Raw genomic sequence first — 24951 nt, 5'->3', positions numbered from 1 at the left:
TTCGACTTTTAGCGAGATGATACAAAAAATACCGGCGAGATTTGTGAGAACAAGTCTAACCGGTATTTTCTAATGGTATACTAATATTATTCTGGTGTCGTCAGACTGACCGTGATGATGCGAACGTCATAGCTAGCGTTAGGCGCTTGAATGGTGACGGTGTCGCCAGGATGGTGGCCTAACAGTGCCTTTCCTAACGGCGATACGCGGGTAATCTTGCCGGCGTTGAGGTCGGCCTCTTGGGTCCCAACGAGTTGATAAGTGTCCTGGTCGTCGTCATCCATGAAGGTCACGGTGACCCATTTGCCTAATTCGACCACGTCATCGTTGGTGGGGGCGACCACCTTAGCGTACTGTAGTTGCTTGTTGAAGAAACGTAGCTGACTTTCCAAATGCCGCAGGTCCCGTTTAGCAGCGGAATATTCGGCATTTTCTGAGAGGTCACCGTGGGCTCGAGCTTCGGCCAGAATTTCGATTTTTTCCGGTCGGTCGGCTTCTAGCGTGGCAATTTTATGTTGTAAGTCGCGGTAACCGGCTGCTGTGATGGGGTTGAAATCACCTGAAGTTGCCATCGAAACACCTCGTTTCATTTCTAGTTTGTCTTCATTCTACATAGTAATTTTCAAAAAGAAAAGGGAGTCTTCATATTGAAAGTTTTCGGTCGATTTTGGTTAAAGCAGGCAGGTATCGGACTAGTCTTTGTCCTGATCGTTGCTGTCTTAGGTCATTTTAATTATGCCAAAGGTCAGTTGATAGGTGGGTTTACGGGTGCCGACTGGTATTTCCTATTGAGTTGGATTTGTTTTCCCTTTGCCAAGTGGGTCGTCTTGATGGACGACAGAGATCTTCAAGCGCCCATCTTCCATCGCCGGCGCCGGCGCCGTAGACAGGCAGCTGATGAGACGGCTTCAGTTTACGAAAAAATGGCCAAACCGGAGCAGGCCCCTCGGTTAACGGCAGCACCTAAGACGACGCAAGCGTGGTATTGGCGGTTGTTGATTGACATCGCTTTAGCCTTCATGGCCCCCATCATCTTGGGCGGTTTCGTCACTTATTCCCTCAAGCACAATTAAATTGTGCTGTTCAACTCCGCATGAACGTTAAAAAAATGACGTTTTTGCTGCTTAACGTTTACCAACTGGAAAGCATGTTAAAGTAATAACAGTTGGAAGGGGTCAGTTTTACGGCAACTGATTTTGTGGGTCAATGGATTAAAGTGTGAGCGATTCAGTGGATTGATCCATCCGGCCTTACATCCCACGATTATCTAATCAAAACGGGCGGCCTGATAGAACGTCAAACGTAACTTAGGCGAGTAGCAGTTTCATTGCAATGAGCTGAAGAGTAAGTGATGGTTATTGGAATGCCTAGGGGTTATGCGACGTTAGAACTTGGGGGAGTGCTAATAAAGCCAGCACCGGCAATTAAATAATCAACTTAAAGAAGGGCTACCTGCGGGTGGTTCTTTTTTATTAGAGCGTGAAGCAAGGCGTCTAGGTTCTGAGCATTAACGAGAATAATTTTTCTGTTCGGCAATGCCGGACAGGAGAATTATTTTTGTTAAGCGCAGGAACCTGCCTTGCGAAGCGCGTTTTAGAAGCCGCCAGAATCGGGATATAAAATTCGGAATCCAGTTTAGCGCAGTCAACGAGTCAGCCTCATCTAGGCAACCATGATGTTAAGCGCAGGGGCCTGCCTTGTTCTACGCGTTTCAGAAGCCGCCAGAATCGGGATATAAAATTCGGAATCCAGTTTAGCGCAGTCAACGAGTCAGCCTCATCGAGGCAATCATGATGTTAAGCGCAAGAACCTGCCTTGTTCTACGCGTTTCAGGAGCCGCCAGGATCGGAATATAAAATTCGGAATCCAGTTTAGCGCAGTCAACGAGTCAGCCTCATCTAGGCAGTCATGACGTTAAGTGCAGGAACCTGTCTTGTTTTACGTATTTCGGAATCCAGTTTAGCACAGTCAATCAGTCCAATGTAGTAAACCAATTGTTCGATTAGATGATTTGAAAGTTACCGTTACGCTTTGTAAATCAGTGAGTCTCTCACATGTCACTCAAAAAATCTTAGTAGCTTACGTCAGTACCATCCGAGAAACATAACTCAGCACGCCAAGTACCTAACAAGTCAAATCCTTAACTAGTGAATATGCTAATCAGTGAATTAACAGAATGGTTTTAGCCATTTCAGAGATTTCGTGACGAAAACAATTGCACGCGGCGAATTTTCAGGTTACATTAGTGGGTGATAGGGTTATATAGTATTTAATAAAAAGGAGTGTGATTTTGGTGCTAGCCGTTTATCTCTGCGAGGATAATCCCGAGCAACTTAAACACTACACGGACACCGTGCAGCGATATATTATGATCAATGATTACGACATGCAAGTTCGGCTAGCTACGCCAAGTCCACAGGCGCTATTGGCCGATTTGACGACCAATCCGCCGGAATATGCGCTATTTTTTCTCGACATCGAGTTTCCAGACGAAGAGACGACGGGATTGGAAACGGCGATTGCCATCCGCCAGCAGTTGGGGTTTGCGGAAATCGTCTTCGTAACGACCCATTCGGAAATGGCGCTGTTAACTTTTGAGCGAAAGGTGGAGCCCATGGATTTTGTGGTCAAAGACCTCGGGCGTGCGCAGATCGATCAGAAATTGCGAGAAAATGTTGACTATGGGTATCAGCGATATACCAATTACTTAGGAAACACGGAAAATCTTTTCAGTTATACCATTGGTGGTCGGGAATTTAGTTTGCCAATGGGCGATGTTTATTTCGTAGAAACTGCTGAAACGCCACATAAAGTAACCGTTCACGCGGTGAGTCAGTTGGTCGAATTTCCTGGGTTTCTCAAAGATATTGCGGATCAATATCCGGAGTTGTATCGAACGGATAAAAGTTTTCTGGTCAATCTGAATAATGTGAGCGGTATCGACACGACTAACCGGCGTTTGATTTTTCCTAATGGCGATGAGACTGATGTGGCGACACGGCGCTTTCATGAGGTGAAGACGTTGGTGCAGAAGCATTTGAAAGCGTGAGTAGGTGACAATAATGTTGCATGTCTTCGATCAAAATTTTTGGATAAATTTCGTGTTGGCTGTGACCATGCAGTGGTTTTTGACGCTGTGGATTGGGTTGATTCGACCACAGAACTGGAAATTGCCACTAAAATGGATGGGGTGGGCGCTGATTCCAGCGTTCATTGGTCGACCGTGGGCACTGATGTTACCACCACTTAGCGCGCTCTTATACCTTATTCATCATCGACGTAAGATGGCGCTGATTTTTGTGAATGCAACGATCGTTATCTATATGGTAGTGGTGCTCGTTAATGATTTAGTCCGCCAGGTGATGATTGAACTCTGGGGCCTCCCATTTTGTCAGCTACCATGGGTGATGGTGGGGCGACTCTCCTTTCAAATTTTAATCTATTCACTGATTTCACTGGCAGTGTCTGGGATGCGAATACAGCCCGGAAGCTTAGAGCGGTTGTCGTTTAGTCGTAAGGAACAGCGGACGGTGACAGCGTTGATGGGCAGTCTGGCCATCTTAGCACAATTTTCGTCCGTCGTTATTCACAAGTTGGACATTACACACGCAATGTTAACGTTTGTACTGAGTATTGAACTGGTCATGATCCTGCTGATCAGTGCCAGTTTATTTATTTTTCTCCAGAGCTTCTTCCATCGGCAAAAGTTACGGGCGTTGTACCAGGAATCACGAATTCGGACACGTTATGATCGCCGAATCTCTGACCAAGTTCAGGCCATTCGTCAGTTCAAACAACTGTATCAGAAACAGATGTTACAGCTCGGATCGTATCTTGATAACGAAGACTATGCGGGATTGACGGCCTATTATCAAACTTTAAATGACCGTTGGCAGGCGACAAGTCAATTAGCTGGCATGGAAGAAGAGGGCCTACAACGGTTGGGTGACCCACCACTGAAAAGCCTACTCTTCCAGAAAATTTTGGCCGCACAGAATCAAGGTAGCAGTCTGCGCTTGGAAATTCCAGATAAGGTGCAGTCGATTCCCATGAATAGTATGCAACTCCTACGAATCATGGGAATTCTGCTGGATAATGCTTTGGAAGCCGGTCCAGTGGGCACTGACACGGAGATTCACTGTGCGGTGTTGGATTATCCAGGTGCAGTTGAACTTTCAGTAGCGAATCCAGTGTCACCTGACCGGCCACCGCAGATCAATCGCTTTATGGCGGCAGGATATACGACTAAAGGTGGTAGTCATGGCCTGGGATTGAGTACTGTTCATGACATTATTTCACAGACCAAGAATGCGGCTTTGCAGATTGAAGTGAAGCGAAGTATGTTATATTTTACGATTATCTTGACTAAACCAGGGAGGTCTTTAGCGTGATCACAGTGGGGCGAGTAAGCTACACACTGGCGAATTTCTCGCTGGCCTTTTGGTTTGTTTACTTTCAATACTATTGGTTTCCCCGGTTACGGAATGACCGGTTCATGCACCAAGAACACTTTTTCTTACTTTACTGTGCGTTAATGGCCGGTGGCTTTTCGCTCCTAAATACGCTAACATCGTTTGAAACATCGAGCACGTTGATTGGTGCGATTCCCATTGCTTTTTTGTTGGGAATAGAAGTTGCCATTATGGGCTACTACCGGCATTGGGAGTATCTGCCGGCGTTCATTGAGGTGTCGATTTTAGCGTACCTATTAATTGAATTTGTCGATATGATGATTATTTCAGTGACGATTCAATTTACCAGTATGACATTTGCTGTCAGTGTCTGGGGGACGTTGACGGAGCTGGTTGTTGATAATATTATCTATGCGCTCTTGGCGGTGGGAATCTGGCTGACCCGGGCCCCCATGGAAAATATGATTCAGGACATTATGGGACGGTCAACGGAATACTTTTTCTTGGGGTTTATGTCGGTGATTGCACTGGCCTATATCTTATTTGAATATTCCCTGCAAACGCTGCAACAGTCGGAACAGTACTTGGTCTTCTTAGCAGGAATTGCTGGCATCTTACTGGTTGGGCTGACATTGAGTACTTATATTTTGATGCAAACGCATTTACAAGAAGGCCACACACGACTTCAAATGCAGCAGCATGAGTTTCGCGAGCAGTATACGGCCGAGCTGAATCGACAGATGGGGGAGGTTCGTAAGTTTAGTCACGACTACCAGAACATGCTCTTGGGTCTGGGGGGGTATCTGGAAGACAAGGACTATGCGGGATTTCGTCAGCTTTATATCGATATCCGGTCGAAGTGGGCAACTAGTAATGCCGCTGAGTTAACGATTGGTGATCTCAATAACGTGCCTAGTCCGACACTAAAATTTCAACTGTACCATAGTTATTTACTAGCACAGCAGAGTCAAGTCCAACTCTTTGTTCAAACGCCGGAGCCGTTAACGGCAACAGTCACAACGCTAAAGGAACTGGGCGAAATCATTGATCAGGCGTTGCCGCCGATGTGGCCGGTGGTGGGCCAGTTGACGCCAGCGATGGTGACTTTAGAATTAAAGGAGATGGGTGGTCAGCTTCGATTCTCGCTGACGTTCCCGGTACCAATCGATGCCAAATTAGACGGTCATACCCGAGTGACGGCTCAAAAGGGAACACTGGACTTTTCAGAATTACGCGAATCACTTCCCCAGTCGGCCACAATGGCCCTCCAACTCAAGCTTCATTGGGGTCAGTTAATTGTAACGTTGCCGACGGGGTAGCCCAGGCCTTGGACTATTCACAAAGTCCGTAGGGTGAACCGTTAACCGAAGAGTAATAATTCAGATAAGCTAAGTCGATGAAAACGCTTGCAATTCTACAGCTGTCTGATATACTAGGACTTGTAATAGCAATGAATCACGTTGGGAAGTTAGCAAATAGCGGTATTTGATAGGTTCCCGACTTTGTGAAGAAAGCTTCAATTAAACGAATTAGAGTTTTCTTCATGATACGATTAGTTTTCCCAGAACTAAGCGCATCTTGGTTTTAACTCAATACTACATATTGAGATTTAGTAGCTATTCTGAGTAAACAGCGTTTTCCTGACTACAACCTGTGATTATGTTGAATTACTCTAATGATGCTAATGCGGCCGGAGAGTGGTTACTCCGGTTTTTTTGTATATAAACGTGCTCCAGTAGCTGTTTAGGTCCTGCGCATTAAAGAGAATACTCCTTCTATTCGGCCATTCCGAATAAGAGGGCTATTTTTGTTAAGCGCAGAAACTTGGCTACTGGAACATGTTTCGGAGGAATGCAGGACCGAAATATGAAGGCAAGAGCAAGCTAGTAAAGTCAACCAATATCAGGCGAACGACAGTTTCTGGATAGAAATTCTATTGGAATTAGCTTTAGTTCCCTCTAAAAAGGATAGTAATTTTACTCGTAACCTAAAATTTTACAAAAAAAGGCGCCAATTGGCCCTCACCAATTGGCGTTACTTAAAGTATCTAACGATAAATATTAATGGCACCCCAGATTAATAGGATGGCTAGCAGCACGATCAGAATAAGCAATGCTAATTTTTGTTGCCAACGCATCGAATCCCCCCTAGCCGTTGAACTCAGTATAAGTATAACAAGCGGCAATGGTTAACAGTGACAATCGTCTAAATCGTAGAAAAATCGACGATAATGCTAGGTTGTCTGTTCTCAAGGTAAAAGGTGTTACACGATTTTACATATAGACTAGGATTACTTAGAAGTCATCAAAATCGGCCGGTACAGGCGCCGTTACAGTCGTTTTTGGTTCACCTAAGGTAAATGGTTGAGGAAAGACCAAACGCCAACAGTGTAGTCGCAGACGGCTTTTACTGGGGGGACCATAAAGCGGATCGCCAATCAACGGATGCCCCGCTGCGGCAAGATGAACACGGAGCTGATGGGTTCGACCGGTCTCTAACCATAGCTGAACGAGTGTCGCCCCACTTTTGTGTTTGACGACGGTATAGTGTGTCACGGCTGGCTGGGCGTGATCCCCGTTGATTTGACGTTTACGTTTATCCTGGAGGTCTCTGCCAATGGGGGCATCAAAGACACCGGTGCCAGTCAATGTGCCAATCACCCATGCCAGGTAGGTCCGCTGGACGCGCTTTTCCGCGATGTTACGTACCATAATAGGAACGACAGCGGGCGTCTTGGTCATCATTAAGGCGCCAGTCGTCTCCTGATCGAGGCGACTAAGAATGTAGGGCCCAGGCTGATTAGCGCCGAGATAAGCAGCGACGTGGTTCAGCGTTGTTCCACGTTCGCCGGGCTGATTAGGATGGGTCTTACTGCCACGCGTCTTATTAATGATGAGCAGATCGGCCGTTTCATAGAGGACGGATACAGTCGCAGCACTGTCTGGGTCGACATCGGGAAAGGGTTCCTTGAAGTCCTGGGGGATAAAGGTAAGTTGAATGGTCTCACCACCGGTCACTAGCTGATTCATGGAACGATACTGATTATTAACCAGCACTCGGCGGTTCAGGCGCAAGTCATGAACGAGGTGACTGGGAAGGAGCCACGCCGTCAAAAGTTGGCGGAGGGGCATCGGTGGCTGTACTTGTGGGAGTGTTCGAGTGTAAGTCCAATGCATGAGCTGGCCTCCAATTTCAAATGCAATACAAAATGACCCCCTGCTAAGCAGAAGGCCATCTTTTCAGTTAAAGTTATTTGCTCGCTTCTTCTGGCTTAACGATCAGTACATCGCAGATAGCGGAGCGGCTGACGTAGTTGGTTACAGAACCGACCATTAACCGTTCAACGGCGGTCAAACCAGTCGAGCCAATGACAATTAATTCTGACTTGTGGTCTGCTGGGAATTCCCGCGCGATAACGGGCTTTGGGTTCCCAAAACGAACGTGGATGCTGACATCGGGAACGCCGGCATCGATGGCTTGTTGCTTGAGTGCGTCGAGTCGGTCTTGAACGTCTTGAGAAAGCTTGTAGATGACGTCACCACTGACGGCACCACCATAAGTATCGCTGAATTGATTCACTTCAAGCACGTTTAAAATATCTAGATGCGTATTATTGCGCTTTGCGACTTCGATTGCTTTTTCTAAGACTGGCTGGGTTGCCTTGGAACCGTCAACGGGAACCAGAATGTTCTTATATTGTTGTAACATATGGAATGCCACCCCTTCACGAGTCATGTTAAAACTTTACCTTTACTATATCATTTATTTTACGGTGTGTAAGCACTTAATTGTCGCCAAGTGAACTGAAAATAGATGTAAAAGCCGTAGTTTCGGGAATTCATGAAAAATAAAAAATCCCACGAATTAAATAAATGGTGAACAAAGTGGTCTGAAATTGTCTTTGTGCCTATCCCCATTATCACAGGAATTGTATTGGGTCGCAATCAAATTGCTTATTTGGATAGACAGATGATAAAAAAATAAATTTTTAGACAGAGATTGGGGTAGCCAAAGCAGATCAAAGAACCGGGTGAAACGGTTTCGGTTATAAGCTAGATAATAGTTGGACGTGTGGCTGCGAGTTGCGGGCTAGTAATCAGCGCGGACTCCTGTATAGTTGGTCCATACAGAGCAACGAAATTTAAAATTGGCTCGATTAGGGAAGGGGAACGCGCGGACAACAAAAACCATCGAACCGGATAGATTCGATGGTCTCGTGAATCAAATAAACCTGAGGTTACTGTAACTTGCTTGAAGTGAGGGACAAACTGCTCCAGAATTCGGTGTTAGCAGGACTGACATCGTAGCCCTTAACACGATGGTTAACTGGGTACCAGTTGTAGCTAAAGCTTAATGGTGCGACAGCAGCTTGGTCGTTCATGTATTCTTGCCATTCCTTGAAGATCTTGGTCCGGTATTTATCATTGAAGGACTTGCTGTTGTTCATTTCAGCCATCAATTGGGTATTCTTCTTGGAAACAAAGTGACCCATGTTGTAAGGCGCTGTTACACCGTACAACTGCGTAGGAGTTGGTTCTGATGAAGTACTCCATGCGGCGGCGTAGATGTCAATCTTACTTTGCTTTGGTGCTTGGAGGGTTGAGTAGAAGCTGTTCATTTCCATGGTCTTGCCACCAGTGAATTGAACGTCCAAACCAACCTTGTGCCATTGTTGCAGGTAGTCTTGGTATTCAGCGGCGGAAGTCGAGTTTCCAGTCATGGCACCGAAGTGAATAACTAACTTCTTACCATTAGGATCTGAACGCCACTTACTACCATTACGCTTCTTGTAGCCAGCTTCGTCAAGCAATTTTTCAGCCTTCTTGACGTTCAATGGGAAGCCCTTAGCACTTGAATCCCAGTATTTCTGGAATACAGGTGGTACCAAGGTGTTCGCACGCCAAGTGATTCCGTTCCCAAACTTCTTGTAAACTTGATCGACGTTCAGAGCGTACATCATAGCTTGACGCAGATTCTTGTTCGCCATCTTGCTATTCTTGTCCATGACGTTCTTGTTGGTCTTGGTGTCGAAGTGACCAACGTTGAAGCCAAAGTAACTGTAAGCAAGTGCTGGTTGACCAGCCTTGGCGTAACCCTTGACGTTCTTCAATTGCTTGTAGGAAGTTCCACCTAAGCTAGAAATTGTGAAGTCGTACTTCTTGGATTGGATAGCCTTAACAATGTTGTTAGTTGAAACAACGTTGATATTGATGTGCTTGATTTGTGGTGTCTTGCCATAGTAGTACTTGTTTGTTGACCAAGTCGTGGATTCACCTTCGACAACTTTATCCAGCTTGTAAGGACCCGTGAAGATAGGGTCTTTCCGAACTTGCGTAGAGGAAGCTAACTTGGCAATTGGGACGTTCTTGATGTATTCATAAGGTTCAACGGTACTCCAGATGAAGGAATTTCCAGCGAACTTCATACTTGGTGTGATTTTGGTTAAGTGAATAACAGCGGTGTTACCCTTTTGACCATCGGGATAGGTAATTCCGGAGATGGTCTTAGCGGTACCAGCATGGTAGGCTGCCATCCCTTTGATAGCGTTAAAGTCGGAGGAGTATTGTTGTGAAGTCGTGTTCTTGTTAGCAACGACTTCGTAAGCATACTCGATATCCTTAGCGGTAACGTCCATTCCGTTGGACCACTTAGCATTAGAACGTAATTTGATGGTTACGGTCTTAGCTTTACGGTTGATCCGTTGGTTAGCAAGTCCACCATCGATAATCTTATAGTTCTTGTCGACGTTGAACAGAGAATCGCCACCACCAGGAGAGAAGACATCACTGTCTTCGGCGTTAGTGGCTAAAACGGTGTCAGAAATTCCTTGGAATGGTGAATCGTTGGCTTCTGCGACTTTCAATGTACTGTTGTTGTCAGCTGTCTTGTCAGTAGCTTTTGTGTTTTTGTAAGCAGAACTTAACTTCAATGAAGCTCCGTTATTTGAACTGCTACTTGACTTAGATGAGCTTTTGCTTGAACATGCAGCGAGACTAACAGTTGCGAGAACTGCCATCGCTGATAACACAAGTTTCTTTTTGTTCATGCTATGTTTCCCCCTTGTGTAAGATCCTCTAATATAGGTGCTGGCCAATTCTCCTCAGGATCGGTCGGCGAAAACGAAACTGCCATGGATACGGTTGGTGGCTGGGTAGGCACCATCTCCTTAAATGAAGTGATTTCTCCAGTTAGTCGGCGGCGCCTTGCCGTTGCGAAGCATCTGCAGCGCGACGAAGAACTTGGCCGATATAACTAATTGATAGACATAGAACAACAATTTCTAGGGCTGCGGGTAACCAAGTCCACCAGTATAATGTGATGTTGCTGGGGTCATTGGCGTTTGCAATCATGGTCCCTAAAGAAGGTGTTTGGTTAGGTAACCCAAAGCCCAGGTAGGAAAGCCCTGTTTCAACCCCGATGTTTTCGGCGAAGGATAATGTACAGTCGACGATAATCAAGGAAGAAATATTTGGCATGATTTCTTTGAAGATGATTTTCCAATGGTTGGTTCCGGAAGTCTTGGAAGCGGCCACGTAATCTTTCTGTGTTTCAGCCAAGGTCCGTGAACGAATCAATCGTGACGTTCCTTCCCAGTAGAAGATGGAGAAGATGAACGTTAAGGAAACTGAGTTGTAGTGGGGGATAATAGTAACTAACACAATGATCATCATGGTCATTGGTAGCATCATCATGAAGTCATAAACCCGTTGCATGCCCCAGTCAATGTAACCGCTGAAGTAGCCGGAAATTAATCCCCAAGCAATACCAAAAGTTGATGAAATAACAGTCAAACCAATTGCAATCCCAATAGAGTTACGAGACCCAACAATCAATTGTTTAGCAACGGAACGACCACCTGAATCAGCACCTAACCAAAAACCAGCGGTAAAGGGTTTATCGAAGTAGTCCATGATGTTGGTTTCCATCATCTTTGGTGTATTGATGAAGAGGGCACCGATCATCACGAAGACGATAAAGCCCACAACGATAATGAGTGCGGCCATGGCCGGTTTATCAGCCTTAAATTCGTTCCAGATGATTTTAGCAGTTGATGGTGTAGCTTCTGCTTGTGCTTCCTGATTTAGGCGGGCTAAATCAGCTGCGGAAATGTCTGAGTGTTGTTCGAAATTTTCTGCCATTCTGTTTAGCCTCCTTATTCAATCCGAATTCGTGGGTCGACAATGCTTAGGATAATGTCGGAAAGTAAAGTTCCAAGTAAGTTCAATAATCCGAAAATCAAGACGAGGGCAGTGATAACCGTGTAATCCCGATAACTAATCGAGTTCACGAACAGTAATCCCATACCGGGGTAGGAGAAGACGGTTTCGGTAAAGATGGAGCCGTTCAGTAATCCAGTGATGGAGTAACCTGCGAACGCTGCGATTGGCAGTAAAGAGTTTCGGAAGATATGATGACGATAAATATCTTTGCTAGGAACCCCCTTGGAACGAGCAGTTCGAACGTAATCGGAATGCTTAGCATCAATAACCTCAGAACGCAGGTACTGAACAATATTGACGGTACTAAACAATGCCCCCAAAATACCGGGTAAGAGAATGTGATAGAAATGTGACCCGACGGTTTGAACCCACCCTTGGGCATCCGATGAAACAGATCCGGTAGTTGGGAACCAACCGAGAACATAACCGAAAATCCAAATCCCTAAGACCAAGATAACAAAGAAGGGAATACAGTAAGTAACATAGGTATAGAAGCGGATAACCACGTCTGGCAGCTTGCCTTCGTGACGTCCTGCGAAGACGCCCATTGGTAAAGCTAAGGCGTAGGTGAGAATCATACTGAAGAAGGCCAACCAAAGTGTATTGCCGGCCCGACCTGCAATCAATCGGGTAACGGGCTCCTGGTATTGGTAACTATTTCCTAAGTTGCCGTGGAACAAGTGCACGACCCAATTCCAGTACTGCTGGTACCAGGGGTCATTCAAACCGTTGATTGCCATCAAATGTTTGATTTGAGCAGGATCGGCTTTAGGATTGATTGATCCAGTAAATGGGTCCCCAGGCATGGCCTTCGCCAAGAGGAAGACCAGAATACTGAGGATAATGACTTCGGGAACCATAATCATGACACGTCGTAAAATCGTTTTCCACATTAGGCCTGCACCTCTCCTTCTTGGCTGGCAAGTTGTTTGGCGATGGCTTCAGGTAAGGCTACCGAATGGGTAGGGCTGACCTGAACTAAGGGATAAGCCATGCCATCTTCGTCGTAGTATTTACTCTGTTGGTCCTCGTAAATTTTTTCAACGGCGAGACGAGAGGCACGGTGAGCAGCCCGTTGATTCACGTTGGTTTCTGGGATGGCAGCTAATAACCGCTTGGTATAGATATGTAACGGGTGGTTGTAGATGTCTTCTCGCGTGCCAATTTCAACCAAGCGACCCCGGTTCATGATGGCAATGTTGTTACACATATGCCGTACGACGCCTAAGTCATGGGAGATAAACAGGTAAGAAATACCAAATTCACGCTGAATTTTCTTCATGAAGTTCAATACCTGAGCTTGAACGGAAAGGTCCAACGCGGAAACGGGTTCATCAGCAATGATGAGCTTTGGGTTCGTCGCAACTGCACGCGCGACCCCAATCCGTTGACGTTGACCACCAGAGAATTGATGGGGATACTTGTAAAGCGCATCGGCGTCCAGCCCAACAATATTTAATAGTTGCAGGACCCGTAACTTTTCATCGTCCTTACTCAGGTGCTCAAAATTCCGGAGAGGTTCGGCAATGATGTCTTCGATTCGTTTCCGGGGATTAAGACTGGAAAGGGAATCTTGGAAGATCATTTGAACGTCGCGGTTGTAATCTAACTTACGTCGATTCTCTTTTTTGGTGATGTCCTTACCGTTATATAGGATAGAACCGCTGGTAACTTTTTCGAGACCAACGACGGATTTTCCGGTCGTTGACTTACCTGAACCAGATTCACCAACGAGACCATAAGTTTCGCCGGCCTCAATGTTGAAGGTGATGCCATCGACGGCCTTGACGGAGTCGGTCACACGGTTCCAAAAGCCGGAGCGAATGGGGTAGTGGACTTTTAAATCTTTGATTTCGATTAAGCTCATACGGTCACGTCCCCCTTCTTCTCATCTGGAAATTGGAATGTCTTGTAGCAGGTGCAACGGACTTCATGACCTGGTGCAATCTCATGCATGACGGGCTCTGCTTCGTGAGCACTCTCTGGTACCCAAGGAATCCGAGGCGCAAAGCGATCGCCAGTAGCTGGCATCTTTTGTAATGAAGGAACGTTTCCCTTGATAACGTATAGGTCATCAGCTTCATTGTCACGTTGCGGCATGGAACGAAGCAAGGAACGCGTGTAAGGATGTTCTGGTGAGTTGAAGATTTGTTCAGCAGAGCCTTGTTCAACGATTTGACCAGCATACATAACAGCAACTCGGTCAGCCGTTTCGGCAACGACCCCTAAATCATGGGTGATTAGGATGATGCCGGCGTGGTTCTCATTTTGAATGGCCCGTAACACGTCTAGAATTTGTGCTTGGATGGTAACGTCCAGCGCCGTGGTCGGTTCATCGGCAATGATGAGGTCGGGCTTACAAGCAATGGCAATGGCAATGACGACCCGTTGGCGCATCCCGCCAGAAAGTTCATGGGGGAATTGGTGTGCGGTTCGTTTGGGATTTACAATACCAACTTCGTCGAGTAATTCCAAGACGCGGGTGTGCTTCTCGGCCTTCGTCAACGATGTATGGTAATCCATGACCTCACTGATTTGATCTTCAATACGTTTTAATGGGTTCAATGCGGACAGAGGATCTTGGAAGATCATGCCAATCTTGGCTCCCCGAAATTGGTTGTAGCCATTGTCGTCAAGTTTTAGGAGGTCGGTGCCTTCAAAATCAATTTCGCCGGAAATCTTAGTCTCTGCCGGGTCATGCAGACCCATAATGGTAGTGGCTAATGTACTTTTACCACAACCTGATTCACCAACGATGGCGAGAATCTCGTCGTGTTGGACTTGGAGGTTAATGTGGGAGATGGCGTCATAGAATTGGCCGTCAATTTTGAAAGCCGTACTGACGTCTTTAATGTTTAGAAAGTTTGATTCGGTTTCCACGGAAATCCCTCCCAATGTTCTAATATATCTCTCATTTTGATTTGAAGCCCGATGAATAAACATCTCTGAGTATTCACGAAGGACTCAAACAATAATTGTGTTTGATTATAGTTAATCAAATTCTCATTTACAACCCCAAATTTAACATAATCAGTCATGGAAACTTCATAAAGTCCTCATAAACTTTGTTATATCAATCATCGCAGACATTCCAAAAAATGATAAAAAATTTAACTTGGAAGTCCATAGTTGGATAACTGGGTTGTCTAACTAATGATTTAGGGGCAAAAGCTATGCAAGCCATGAAAAAATATACAGCGCCTTTCAATATGAGAAAGTCCTTAGCTTTTCATCCGGCCGCTACTATCTGACTAACTGAGTGTGGTATGATACCTATAATGACTACAGAATTCTTGAAAGCGATGGTTGGACGATGAGATTAGACTTTTCCGTTGCGGTTCATAGCTTGCTGTACTTGGACGAAAATCGTCCGCGTAAGATTGCAAGTCGGGAACTCGCAACGTCCCTTCAGCTGAATGCGGTAATGATCCGTAACATTCTTTCGGTACTTCATAAACAGGGATATATCGAAGGATCTGTTGGTAAAAATGGTGGCTATCAGCTCATCAAAGATCTTGCTGATATCAATGTTGGCGAACTCTATGACTTGACGATTCCACCAACCATTAGCTACGCACGTTTCATTACAGGTGACTCTAAGGGAACCAAGGCAACCGATGATACGGACATTTCTGCTAATATTTCTCAGACACTAACGGACCTGTTTACCCTGGCTGATGAGGATTACCGTAAGTTTTACCACCAATTTACGATGACGGACCTAAAACACGACCTGCATCAGCACGGTTATTTCCGGCAGCTTATTAACCCCCAAGACTGAGCTAAATGCTACCTTTTTGTTAGTAAGGCGCCTATAACGAAGTTAGATAAAGGGATGGCGGTTACGGCCACCATTAAGCTTAAATGACCGCCTAGGGTGAACCCAGACGGGGAAGGAAGCGAGACAAAACCTCGCTTCCTTTTTTTATGCCGATTTTGGGCAAATGACCAAACGAATGAAAGCGACTTTTAACTTTTGCAATCGCTTCCAACCTATCTTATTACGAAATAAATTGCGAAATGAAAGTTCGCACAATGCTAAATTGTAATCGCTAACAAAGCGTGCTATGATTTAAAGTAACCGGGAAACCGACAGTTCTATAAGGCCTCGGGTTGGTTAATTTGAAAGGGGTTTTTGGGTTATGTATTGGTACGCTATGAAGTCACACGACATTCGGCACAACTTAGCAACTGAACAGTACTTGATGAACAACAAGAAGTTCGACGAACCATTAGTTCTGTTCTATTACGAGGGACCTTGCATCATCGTTGGTCGGAACCAAAACACATTGGAAGAGATCAACCAAAAGTACGTTGAAGAAAACAACATCACGGTCACCCGTCGGTTATCGGGTGGTGGTGCTGTCTACCAAGATCTCGGGAACCTTTGCTTTAGCTTCGTGGTTGATAGCGATAGTGAAGAATTCGGAGATTTCAAGTCCTTTGTCCAACCAATCGTGGACGCCTTACATGCGATGGGGGCAACGACGACCGAGGTTTCTGGCCGGAACGACATTTTAGTCGACGGCAAGAAGTTCTCTGGTAACGCGATGTACTCTCACAGTGGGAAGACTTTCTCTCACGGAACTTTGATGCTGGATGTGGATCAAGATGTGATCGCTCACGCCTTGAACGTTCCCGAAGACAAGATGAAGTCCAAGGGTATCAAGTCCGTTCGTTCACGGGTAACGAACCTGAAGCCGTTCTTGGCACCTGAGTATCAAAACTTGACCGTGCCAGAATTCCGCGACACCTTGTTGAAAGAACTATTCCACGTGGATAGTTTGGATGCCATCAAGGACAAGGAAGTTACCATCGAAGATAGCGAAAAATCGGCCATCGATAAAATTTACAATGATTACTACAGCAACTGGGATTGGGTTTACGGCAACTCACCAGAATTTACGGTGAAGAAGCGGCAACACTTTACGGCCGGAACCATCGATGCACGGCTGCTGGTTGAAAATGGGAAGATCAAGAACATCAAGTTCTATGGTGACTTCTTCGGTCCATCTGACGCAACTGAGCTGGCTGATAAATTGGCCGGTGTCCGTTATGACCGTGAACACGTTGGGGCAGTTTTGAACAGTGTCAACACACAGTTGTACTTCAACGGTATCGATACGCAGGACGTTTTGGACCTCTTAGTTGATTAGTTTCCCGTTAGTTTTCGGTGATTAGCTGATTTTCGGCCTGGAATAAGTTAAAATAGAAGAGGAACTTGACTAAAACGTGGTCAGTGTGACCGCGTTTTTTATTTTAGGAAATTATTAAGGAGTTTATTTTAAAATGAGAGATCGTAACGTGATTGCCTGGGCCATCGTGTCCATGTTCGGCTTTATTGCCATTAATTTTTTAATGTCCCAATCCTTTGTTCACAGTGCGAACGTCCAGATGACGATGACGGAATTTTGGCATACCACACTGATTGCGGTCATCTTATACATGATTCCAATCGTGATGGCAGCACTGAACTGGAAGCCATCATTTTATTTCATGGGATTGGTCATTGCCCTGTACACGTTGTCGCCGATTAGCGTGCTGTTCAACATGTGGAGCGACAGTGGCGCCAGCATCATGATCAAACTATTGATGTCAGCTTTCAGCCTCGCTCTGATGTGGGGCAACGCCTACTGGTTGGTCCTGGCATTACGCTTGCGAAAGAAACAACAGGACCGGGCAGACCGGAAACGATTTAATCACTAGAAAATGAGGTGTAACGAATGAAACGAGAAATTCAAACGTTTATTGACGCAGTCGCAGCCGATGAAATTCAACATTTCACAGCGGACACCACCGAAAAAGCTTTTTTTGCCGATCCAGATGGGCTCATGGCGCCACTGGCAGCATTTATTCGCGAACAAATCGGTGCCGACCAGTTAGCTCAAGCTGAATTGAAGGTCACTGATACCGACATTTCCGTGCGGCTGGAACTGAGCGTGATCAACCTACCGTTACAAGATACGAAGACAATCGGGAAGATTATGGACACCGATGACACGGCCGATTTGAACGTCTACGCGGTTATTGAAACGCCAGACATCAATGTTTCTGGCTTACGTATTGATGCTTTAGCGCCCGCAACGACTTATGTGGATCAGGCGGCAGTGGCCGATGGTAGTCTGCACGATTGGTTAAATCTGCAGATTGAAAAGCTACAGGCCGTGGCAACGAATAAAGAAGAAACTGATGTTAAGAAGAAATAGCCTTGTGTCAACGGCCAACGTGTGGTAGTATTGTTTCTATGCGATGAGTCGAGAAATCACGCAACTCTTGCTTGCAAGAATTGTCCGCGCAAGCGGCTAGGTGAATTTGTCAGCAGGGCACATATGTCACCGTATTGTGACGTGTCTGACTTTGAGGGAATGTGGATTCCGAGATAAGTCCATTCGGTAAAACGAATGCTGTGGTAAAAACGTCCGATTAGCTTAGGCTGATTGGGCGTTTTTTTTGCGTTAATCAGCACAACTTTTGGGGCTTCAACAATCGCTTGCGACATTACCTGTGCTATTCTAGAATTATCAAGAGATTTTTAGACTATTTGTGGACGAATAAGGGATGAGTCGTTGCATTTGCGGATGTGGCCGTCGCAATTTGACGAGGGTGATGTTGGCATTCAGGTCGCCCGACGAGTCAGTATTTGTGGCGTCGGCGGACAAACTAGAGGCGTCTCTGATTTAGCTTTCAATGTATTGATTTGGCTAGTATGGATTTGCGTACTGGGACTAATCGTTGCGTGGCCGCTAATCTCACTGGTGTTTACGTTGACCATTATGGTTGTTTGAACACCATGAGACAGCAATAAATTGTTTTAGGGGAGTTTAAAGTGTAATGCAAAATGAAATTTTTAATATTCCAGCGGTCTACTACCTGGGCTGGCTGATTCCGATATTTTTTGGTGTGGTGTTTGGCATTAGTTACGGCATCGAGAAGCGTCGTTTAGGCAACGGTATTTGGTTCTCGTTATTTTTCTATTCGTTTTTAACGTTGCTGGCCATGACGATTTTGGGAACTAACAATAAATGGCTGATTGTTATCAGCATTGTGTTATTCGTGATTTTGTTGATGCTGATTGGGATCGTGTTTGCCCTGCAAGCCTTCTTACTACTGTGGAACGCGTGGATTGTCTGGAAGCGAGAGAGCCATACGCTGGCAAACATGTTGACGCTATTTTTAGGGATTGCGATTTTAATTGCGCCGTTTGTGACGCGGTTATCGACCTTGTACTTGCCCGTGCCGGTGGCGACTGTCTTAAATTTATTTCCGGCGATGGTCATTTTTTACGTGCTCTTCTGGTTCTACAACTACTTGACGATGCTATTTATTTATCAATTTAATCATCCGCGATACAAGCAGGATTATTTGATTGTCCTGGGTGCGGGCCTGTTAAATGGTAACGAGGTCTCCCCACTGCTGGGACAGCGAATCGACCGGGCACTTCGGTTTTACCACAAGCAAGTGAAGAAGACTGGTCACGCCCCGATCATCATTTTTTCCGGTGGGCAGGGTGGCGACGAAACGGTTCCGGAAGGGGTTGCCATGCGTCAATATGCGTTGGCGCGTGGGCTACCGGTTACCGATGCGATTGCTGAGGACCGTTCGAAGACAACGTATGAAAATATGATTTTTTCCAAGCAGATTATCGATGGCCGTGGCGCCGTTAAGCCGCGCGTCACCTTCGTTACCAACGGCTATCACACTTTTCGGGCGGGCATGATTGCCAGAAAAGCGGGATTAAAAGCGAACGGTATCGGTGCCCATACAGCGAAGTTTTTCCTCCCCAACGCTATTTTGCGGGAATACATCGCCATTTTCGTCGGGAACAAGCGCTGGCATGCGGTGGCTATTGCATTGATGCTGGTGTTGACGTTGGTTCTGACCTGGGCGGAGTATCATTAGAGATCCGTAATTTAAAAAGCACTATCTGTTAGTTTCCCGTTATGGGAGACCAACGGATAGTGCTTTTTGCATGTCAGCTGAAGGTTGAAAGTTAAAATATTCGTGTTGCTCTCGTGACAGTAAGAATCGTCACCGCTAAACTTGTTGAAATGGTCGCACTCCGGCTGCCAGGGATTCCGCTGGCTATGGGGAACGCCTCCAGCCAAAGGACGGGCTTCCGGCTCGCCTGAAAGCCGGCTGGTAAGGCGATGATTGGCCTGTGTTGCCTAGCTTTAGCCGCAGTATTGGTGTTACAGCGGTCGGACTAGGTGTTTTAGGACTTTCAACCTCGTTAGATGTCAGCAAATGAGATCATATAGAATTCCAGAAATTTTCTTTAAATGCCTCATCGTTCATATTTTCCTTAGGGAAGGTATTAAAGTTTTCACTGAATAAGCGTTGATCAACGAAATGACTAACCTTATGTGTTCGAAACTGTTTTGGCGATAGGCCGGTCCATGTCTTGAATTGACGGCTAAAGTTGGCTGGATTCTTATAGCCAAGAATCGTGCCAATTTGATTAATGTTAAATTGGGGTTTCAGTAAGAGCTGTTGCGCAATTTCTTTCTTAATATCTGAAAGGTAGGATTTAGGAGAGGAACCATAGTAGGTTTTGAATAGCCGAGAAGCATAACCGATGCTCAAATTAAGTTGGCTACAAATATCGGCGATAATATTACCGTTATCTAGGTTCGCCTCGATATTCTCAGGATTCGCGATGACTTGGTCAACTTGTCGTTGCATGGTCTTTTTGATATAGACACGAATCATCTTTGCATATTGCATTGTGGAGAGATTGGTGACGTGCGAGGTGTCCTTAATCCCTTGATAGAGGCCTAAGATGACATTAGATAGCAACAACTGCAACTTCATTTTATCAGCAAAATCATAGTGTTCATCGGGCCTCACCCCTAGGTGCCACCCCTCACGCAATTCTTCGTCCTGGCCAGCATGGCTAGACGTTGTAGCGGAAACTGGTGGGAGGAGGTTGATCATATTGTCCATGTTAGCTGTAATGCCTTTTGTGAGTGGTTCGTCACGATGATAGACAATTTTAGAATTAGCAATTAAGTGCTCTTCGAACGTTGGCTCGTCTAGGTCAAAATGAAAACAGAAATAAGTAAGATTGTTGATGGCCCAGACATGGTGCAGGGTTCCGGGAGAGATAATGGCAAAGTCGCCTTTGTCTAGCGTATAGGAATAAGGGCCACAATCGATGCCTTCCACGCCGTTTACCACGTAGATCATTTCAAATGCAGCGTGGCTTTCTTGCGGATAATCCCAGTTCGAACCGACATTTTGTAAATGGGCGCCAAAAAAAGTGTAGTTCCAGTTGATAATTGGTAATCGACGGGCATGACCCAGTAATTTCGGCATAGCTAAGCGCCTCCTTAAAATGAAACCGATTTCTTGATCCATGATCATTATACCAATTACATGTAGAGAACGAATTGGAAAAGCACTTAATGATAATTTAAAGCACCTTTATGATATAAAAGTCGTTTTCAGATAATAATGGGTCTGCTGCGCATATGTTTTCACAAAATGACTTATGGTACGCTTTAATCGTTCAAATAAAGCGCTTTCACGAACGGCATTTAAGTCATTTTTCAATTTATTTTGGCTAATTCAGGCGATTCTATCACTTTTTTAAAGGAATTTAGAAAGAAGGATATCTATGTCTAATCAAAAACATATCTTATTTGGTGCTGCCTATTACCATGAATACCAACCAACGCCCAGGCTCGATGAAGATTTTAAGATGCTCCACGCTGCGCATATGAATGTTATTCGCGTGGGTGAGGGGAGCTGGTCGCATTGGGAACCGGAAGATGGCGAATTTAGTTTAGACTGGTTACAGCCGGTATTGGACAAAGCGCAGGCTAACGGTATTGCGGTCATTATTGGCATGCCGACCTTTGCGATTCCACAATGGCTCGTTCGTAAGTACCCAGAGGTTGCCCTCCACGATGAAGCCGGTAATGCCCATAACTTCGGCTCACGGGAAGAACATAGTCTCAGCCATCCTGTATTTCAATTTTACGCGCGGCGGGTAATTAAAAAAATCGTTGAACGGTATGCAACCCATCCTGCAGTAATTGGCTGGCAACTACATAATGAACCGGGATTATTTATCAATTATTCGCACGATGCTTTTGAAGGCTTTAAAGATTATCTGCGGCATAAATACCAAACTGTCGAGAAACTTAATCAGGAATGGGGATTAGTCTACTGGTCGCATGAACTTTCAACTTGGGATGATTTGTGGAAACCAGAAGGCAACGCGCAGCCTCAATACGATATTGAATGGCGACGGTATCAAGCCTCACTGACGGATAATCTATTACATTGGCAACGTCAATTGATTAAGTCGATTGCGCCAAACAATCAGTTTATTACAGTTAATCTGGCACTTGGCCGGGATGCACTCGATGAAGAACTCTCCGGGAAACAATTAGACGTTGCCGCAACTGATTTGTACTATCACATGCAAAATGGGATGCGGTTGCCTAACCCAGAAGTACCTGGGAAACCGTGGTTTACAACGGGTCCTAGCCAAATTGCGTTACAAGCGGATCGTTCCTATGCGGTTAAGCAACAGCCCTACTACGTTGCCGAAACTGATGGTGGGCCAATCGGTGGGGCTGGAGATAACTATCCCGGATTCCACGGTCAGTGGCGGCAGTCTGCTTGGCAATTCATTGCTCGTGGGGCTGAAATGATTGAATACTGGCAATGGCAACAGCTTCACTTTGGGACGGAAACATACTGGGGGAGTGTTATTCCACACGATCGTAAGCCGGGCCGCGTTTACCATGAGCTGGCGGCGTTGGGGAAAGAACTCGAAACGGCTGGCGCAACGGTTACCGATTTAAAGCCAGATGCCGACGTTGCGATTCTGTATTCCGTTGAGTCACGGTGGGGTATGTCTTTTGAACCTTATACTTCAGAGCATGCAACTTCAGATCCGCATAAGGTTCGAAATCCAGAAGCGTTTGATCACATGCTCTCCGCATTTTACGAGGGTGCTTTCATTTCCGGGCGGCAAGTTAACTTGGTCCATGATTCACAGCTAGTTAATCTGGCGGACGGGACTGTTTTACAAGATCCGGCAAAATTTGCTGCTAAAACGCCTATCTTATTGGCTGTGGGTGTTTATATCAGCTCGAATGGTCTTTTAGACTGGCTACAGCAATACGTTGCTGCTGGCGGTCATTTAGTCCTTGGCCCCCGGTCAACGTATGCGGATAGTTTAGCCCGTGCCCGGATGGAGACGAAGCCTGCCAAGTTAGTTGCTGAGGCGGGTGCGTCTTACCAAGAGTTTTCTAACTTACAAGGGACGGTTCCGGTCATTGGCACGGCTGCAATGCCAATGCGAGAAGGCTCGGCTGCTACGGAATGGATCGATTGTCTTGAAGAACAGGGCGCACACACGTTAGCCACTAGTGACGATCCACACTTTAACCAATTCCCCTTGATCACGACGAATCAGTCTGGTAAGGGTCAAGTCACGATGGTGGGTACCGTGCCAAACCAAGAGTTAGCTGCTTCAATCTATGATTACTTATTGCCTAAGGAAAAATGGGTCACTGGTCATGAGACGGTTACACATTCCTCAGCTGTTAATGGCGATGGCGAACGGTTGCACTTCCTCTTTAACTGGAATTGGAAACCAGTCAGTGTTGACTTGCCAGTTGCGTGCACACCTTTAAATGCTTCTGAACCAATTCATAAGGTCGACCTTGGGCCTTGGGATGTCGTCGTTTTAAAAGAAAATAAGTAGCTTGAAAGACACGAGGAAAAAATATGACAACATCATCCAAAACAATAAATAATAAAGCGTTACTTCCTTGGCAGACGCCAAATGACGTGCAACAAAAGAAGTTTCCCGTCCGCACTGCCGTTGCACTTGCAATTGGGGTCGTCCTCTGGTTAGGACCTTACTTAGCCTTAGTTGGGGTGTTAGTTCCCCAACAGGTTGCGCGAATTGACCCTGGTTCGAAAACGCAAGCGATTGCGTTAATGTCAACGGTCGCAATGATCGTCTCAACGATTGCCAACATCATTGAAGGGGCCCTGTCTGACCGGACACGTTCTAAGTGGGGGCGGCGGACACCTTGGATTGTCTGGGGGTCTGTCGGGACGGCCGTCGTCATCCTGTTCTGGGGCAAATGTACGGCAATCTGGCAAGTCGTTTTATCAGACAGTGTCTACATGATTTTCTTAAACATGATCGTGGCACCACTGATTGCCGTCATTGCCGACCGGACTTCTCCAAAGTACCGGGGAACCATTTCCAGTGTCTACGCTTTAGGCTCAGCAGCTGGACAGTATGGTGGGCAAGCCTTCGCTTCTTTGTTCTTACCAGTGCCGTATACTGGATTTATGGTTATGGCCGGCTTGACCCTACTGTCAGGTCCTATTGCTGGCTTGATTTTGCATGAAAAATCAACTAAGGACATGCCAGTTGATCAGATTACCATGAAGAATTTCTCGCAAAACTTTGCGTTCCCAACGAAGGGGGCACATGATTTCTACTTGGCGCTTTTCGGAAAATTGTGTATCCAGACTGCGTCATTTGCTATCTCTGGTTATCAGCTCTATATTTTGACCGATTATATTAAATTACATGGGGGAACGCTACAAAGTTACGTGACGATGATCTCAATGATTCTGATGACCACGGCGATTATCCTGTGCATCTTTGCCGGACCAATTTCCGATAAGATTGGTCGCCGGAAAATGCCGGTTATTCTTGCTGGTGGGTTGGTCGCGATTGGCTCGTTGGTTCCAATGTTTTCAACAAAACCGTGGATTATGTTAGTTTATGCGGCAGTTGTTGGGATTGGTATGGGGATGTATAATTCCGTTGATCAAGCCTTAAACATTGAAGTTTTGCCCGATGCTAAAACGGCTGCTAAAGACCTAGGTTTGCTGAATATGGCTAATAATGGTGGCCAGGTCTTTGGTCCAATCTTCTCGGCTGCAATCATTGGTATGGTGGGTTATCACGGTATCTTCCCTCTGGCCTGTGCGATGGCGATCATTGGGTCTATCTTGATTATCTTCATTAAGGATGTTAAGTAGTTTTAAGGAATTAAACTGAAAGCCAAAATGTTTGCGTTACTCTTGTGACAGTAGGAATTATCACGGCTAAATTAGTGAAAACAGCCGCACTCCGGCCGCCAGGGATTCCGCTTGCTGTGGGGAACGCCTCCAGCCAAAGGACGGGCTTCCAGCTCGCCTGAAAGCCGCCAAAATCAGGCGTCTTCCAGGTCGTCCCACGATGTAAGCCGGAAAAGATGAAGTGCAAGCAAAATGTTAGACACTTTTCTAACCTAGGCAACTAGCATCTTCTGACAATACTCGACTGGGGTTAA

20 protein-coding genes are annotated in these 24951 nt (G+C 45.8%); 11 read left to right on the top strand and 9 right to left on the bottom strand.

The window, feature by feature from the left end:
- Window positions 1-86: 86 nt before the first annotated feature.
- Window positions 87-572 carry a transcription elongation factor GreA gene (gene greA, locus EKM89_RS09955; RefSeq protein ID WP_125688163.1) on the bottom strand — a complete coding sequence of 162 codons (486 nt, stop codon included), beginning with the start codon at window positions 570-572 and terminating at the stop codon, window positions 87-89.
- Between the two features lie 75 nt (window positions 573-647).
- On the opposite strand from greA, the gene EKM89_RS09950 reads away from it, so the two are divergent.
- The 4 genes from EKM89_RS09950 to EKM89_RS09935 all read left to right on the top strand — a co-directional run bounded on the left by EKM89_RS09950 (window position 648) and on the right by EKM89_RS09935 (window position 5731).
- The gene (locus tag EKM89_RS09950) at window positions 648-1073 is read left to right on the top strand and encodes a hypothetical protein (RefSeq protein WP_125688161.1); all 426 of its coding nucleotides are present in this window, start codon (window positions 648-650) and stop codon (window positions 1071-1073) included.
- Between the two features lie 1220 nt (window positions 1074-2293).
- Window positions 2294-3049 carry a response regulator transcription factor gene (locus tag EKM89_RS09945; RefSeq protein WP_125688159.1) on the top strand — a complete coding sequence of 252 codons (756 nt, stop codon included), beginning with the start codon at window positions 2294-2296 and terminating at the stop codon, window positions 3047-3049.
- Between the two features lie 13 nt (window positions 3050-3062).
- The gene (locus tag EKM89_RS09940) at window positions 3063-4391 is read left to right on the top strand and encodes a GHKL domain-containing protein (RefSeq protein WP_125688157.1); all 1329 of its coding nucleotides are present in this window, start codon (window positions 3063-3065) and stop codon (window positions 4389-4391) included.
- Complete coding sequence (locus tag EKM89_RS09935) at window positions 4388-5731, top strand: signal transduction protein (RefSeq protein WP_125688155.1); 1344 nt, start codon at window positions 4388-4390, stop codon at window positions 5729-5731. Before EKM89_RS09940 ends, EKM89_RS09935 begins: the two co-directional genes overlap by 4 nt.
- 975 nt (window positions 5732-6706) lie before the next feature.
- On the opposite strand, the gene EKM89_RS09930 is transcribed toward EKM89_RS09935, so the two are convergent.
- The 7 genes from EKM89_RS09930 to EKM89_RS09900 form a co-directional block, all read right to left on the bottom strand.
- Entirely contained in the window at window positions 6707-7588 is an 882-nt protein-coding gene (locus tag EKM89_RS09930; RefSeq protein WP_125688154.1) for an RluA family pseudouridine synthase, read from the bottom strand.
- A gap of 73 nt (window positions 7589-7661) precedes the next feature.
- A complete protein-coding gene (locus EKM89_RS09925; RefSeq protein ID WP_048734047.1) occupies window positions 7662-8120 on the bottom strand; it encodes a universal stress protein in 459 nt (152 codons plus the stop codon).
- Between the two features lie 529 nt (window positions 8121-8649).
- On the bottom strand, window positions 8650-10458 hold the full coding sequence (locus EKM89_RS09920; protein WP_125688152.1) for an oligopeptide ABC transporter substrate-binding protein: 1809 nt from the start codon (window positions 10456-10458) through the stop codon (window positions 8650-8652).
- A 142-nt stretch (window positions 10459-10600) separates the two neighbouring features.
- Entirely contained in the window at window positions 10601-11551 is a 951-nt protein-coding gene (locus tag EKM89_RS09915) for an ABC transporter permease (protein WP_125688150.1), read from the bottom strand.
- A 14-nt stretch (window positions 11552-11565) separates the two neighbouring features.
- On the bottom strand, window positions 11566-12525 hold the full coding sequence (locus EKM89_RS09910) for an ABC transporter permease (protein WP_125688148.1): 960 nt from the start codon (window positions 12523-12525) through the stop codon (window positions 11566-11568).
- Window positions 12525-13499, bottom strand: coding sequence for an ATP-binding cassette domain-containing protein (locus EKM89_RS09905; RefSeq protein WP_125688146.1), 975 nt, complete (start codon window positions 13497-13499; stop codon window positions 12525-12527). Before EKM89_RS09905 ends, EKM89_RS09910 begins: the two co-directional genes overlap by 1 nt.
- Complete coding sequence (locus EKM89_RS09900) at window positions 13496-14512, bottom strand: ABC transporter ATP-binding protein (RefSeq protein ID WP_191988762.1); 1017 nt, start codon at window positions 14510-14512, stop codon at window positions 13496-13498. The genes EKM89_RS09905 and EKM89_RS09900 overlap by 4 nt, the downstream gene beginning before the upstream one ends.
- Window positions 14513-14945: 433 nt before the next feature.
- Between EKM89_RS09900 and EKM89_RS09895 the strand changes: the two genes are divergently transcribed.
- The 5 genes from EKM89_RS09895 (at window position 14946) to EKM89_RS09875 (ending at window position 19531) form a co-directional block, all read left to right on the top strand.
- On the top strand, window positions 14946-15413 hold the full coding sequence (locus EKM89_RS09895; protein WP_125688142.1) for an Rrf2 family transcriptional regulator: 468 nt from the start codon (window positions 14946-14948) through the stop codon (window positions 15411-15413).
- A gap of 361 nt (window positions 15414-15774) precedes the next feature.
- Window positions 15775-16788 (top strand): lipoate--protein ligase, encoded by a 1014-nt coding sequence (locus tag EKM89_RS09890; protein ID WP_125688140.1) that lies wholly within the window; start codon window positions 15775-15777, stop codon window positions 16786-16788.
- Window positions 16789-16921: 133 nt separating this feature from the next.
- Entirely contained in the window at window positions 16922-17338 is a 417-nt protein-coding gene (locus EKM89_RS09885) for a hypothetical protein (protein ID WP_125688138.1), read from the top strand.
- A gap of 17 nt (window positions 17339-17355) precedes the next feature.
- Window positions 17356-17838: a hypothetical protein gene (locus EKM89_RS09880; protein WP_125688136.1), complete on the top strand. Its 483-nt coding sequence runs from the start codon at window positions 17356-17358 to the stop codon at window positions 17836-17838.
- Between the two features lie 625 nt (window positions 17839-18463).
- Complete coding sequence (locus tag EKM89_RS09875; protein WP_125688134.1) at window positions 18464-19531, top strand: YdcF family protein; 1068 nt, start codon at window positions 18464-18466, stop codon at window positions 19529-19531.
- Window positions 19532-19882: 351 nt separating this feature from the next.
- Here the strand turns inward: EKM89_RS09875 and EKM89_RS09870 are convergent, their stop codons facing one another.
- Window positions 19883-20947 (bottom strand): AraC family transcriptional regulator, encoded by a 1065-nt coding sequence (locus EKM89_RS09870; protein ID WP_164510564.1) that lies wholly within the window; start codon window positions 20945-20947, stop codon window positions 19883-19885.
- Window positions 20948-21248: 301 nt separating this feature from the next.
- On the opposite strand from EKM89_RS09870, the gene EKM89_RS09865 reads away from it, so the two are divergent.
- Both EKM89_RS09865 and EKM89_RS09860 read left to right on the top strand, forming a co-directional pair.
- Window positions 21249-23354 carry a beta-galactosidase gene (locus EKM89_RS09865; RefSeq protein WP_125688130.1) on the top strand — a complete coding sequence of 702 codons (2106 nt, stop codon included), beginning with the start codon at window positions 21249-21251 and terminating at the stop codon, window positions 23352-23354.
- 23 nt (window positions 23355-23377) lie between these two features.
- A complete protein-coding gene (locus EKM89_RS09860) occupies window positions 23378-24658 on the top strand; it encodes an MFS transporter (RefSeq protein WP_125688128.1) in 1281 nt (426 codons plus the stop codon).
- Window positions 24659-24951: the final 293 nt, after the last annotated feature.

The organism is Levilactobacillus fujinensis (genome assembly GCF_003946335.1).
Taxonomy (GTDB): domain Bacteria; phylum Bacillota; class Bacilli; order Lactobacillales; family Lactobacillaceae; genus Levilactobacillus; species Levilactobacillus fujinensis.
The sequence above is the reverse complement of the archived record's forward strand: the minus strand, read 5'-3'. Positions and strand labels throughout refer to the sequence as shown.

Excerpts from the sequence above, each read along its gene's own strand:
- greA (WP_125688163.1), bottom strand. The coding sequence starts at position 572 with ATGGCAACTTCAGGTGATTTCAACCCCATCACAGCAGCCGGTTACCGC.
- EKM89_RS09940 (WP_125688157.1), top strand. The coding sequence starts at position 3,063 with ATGTTGCATGTCTTCGATCAAAATTTTTGGATAAATTTCGTGTTGGCT.
- EKM89_RS09930 (WP_125688154.1), bottom strand. The coding sequence starts at position 7,588 with ATGCATTGGACTTACACTCGAACACTCCCACAAGTACAGCCACCGATG.
- EKM89_RS09925 (WP_048734047.1), bottom strand. The coding sequence starts at position 8,120 with ATGTTACAACAATATAAGAACATTCTGGTTCCCGTTGACGGTTCCAAG.
- EKM89_RS09920 (WP_125688152.1), bottom strand. The coding sequence starts at position 10,458 with ATGAACAAAAAGAAACTTGTGTTATCAGCGATGGCAGTTCTCGCAACT.
- EKM89_RS09915 (WP_125688150.1), bottom strand. The coding sequence starts at position 11,551 with ATGGCAGAAAATTTCGAACAACACTCAGACATTTCCGCAGCTGATTTA.
- EKM89_RS09910 (WP_125688148.1), bottom strand. The coding sequence starts at position 12,525 with ATGTGGAAAACGATTTTACGACGTGTCATGATTATGGTTCCCGAAGTC.
- EKM89_RS09905 (WP_125688146.1), bottom strand. The coding sequence starts at position 13,499 with ATGAGCTTAATCGAAATCAAAGATTTAAAAGTCCACTACCCCATTCGC.
- EKM89_RS09895 (WP_125688142.1), top strand. The coding sequence starts at position 14,946 with ATGAGATTAGACTTTTCCGTTGCGGTTCATAGCTTGCTGTACTTGGAC.
- EKM89_RS09890 (WP_125688140.1), top strand. The coding sequence starts at position 15,775 with ATGTATTGGTACGCTATGAAGTCACACGACATTCGGCACAACTTAGCA.
- EKM89_RS09885 (WP_125688138.1), top strand. The coding sequence starts at position 16,922 with ATGAGAGATCGTAACGTGATTGCCTGGGCCATCGTGTCCATGTTCGGC.
- EKM89_RS09880 (WP_125688136.1), top strand. The coding sequence starts at position 17,356 with ATGAAACGAGAAATTCAAACGTTTATTGACGCAGTCGCAGCCGATGAA.
- EKM89_RS09875 (WP_125688134.1), top strand. The coding sequence starts at position 18,464 with ATGCAAAATGAAATTTTTAATATTCCAGCGGTCTACTACCTGGGCTGG.
- EKM89_RS09870 (WP_164510564.1), bottom strand. The coding sequence starts at position 20,947 with ATGCCGAAATTACTGGGTCATGCCCGTCGATTACCAATTATCAACTGG.
- EKM89_RS09865 (WP_125688130.1), top strand. The coding sequence starts at position 21,249 with ATGTCTAATCAAAAACATATCTTATTTGGTGCTGCCTATTACCATGAA.
- EKM89_RS09860 (WP_125688128.1), top strand. The coding sequence starts at position 23,378 with ATGACAACATCATCCAAAACAATAAATAATAAAGCGTTACTTCCTTGG.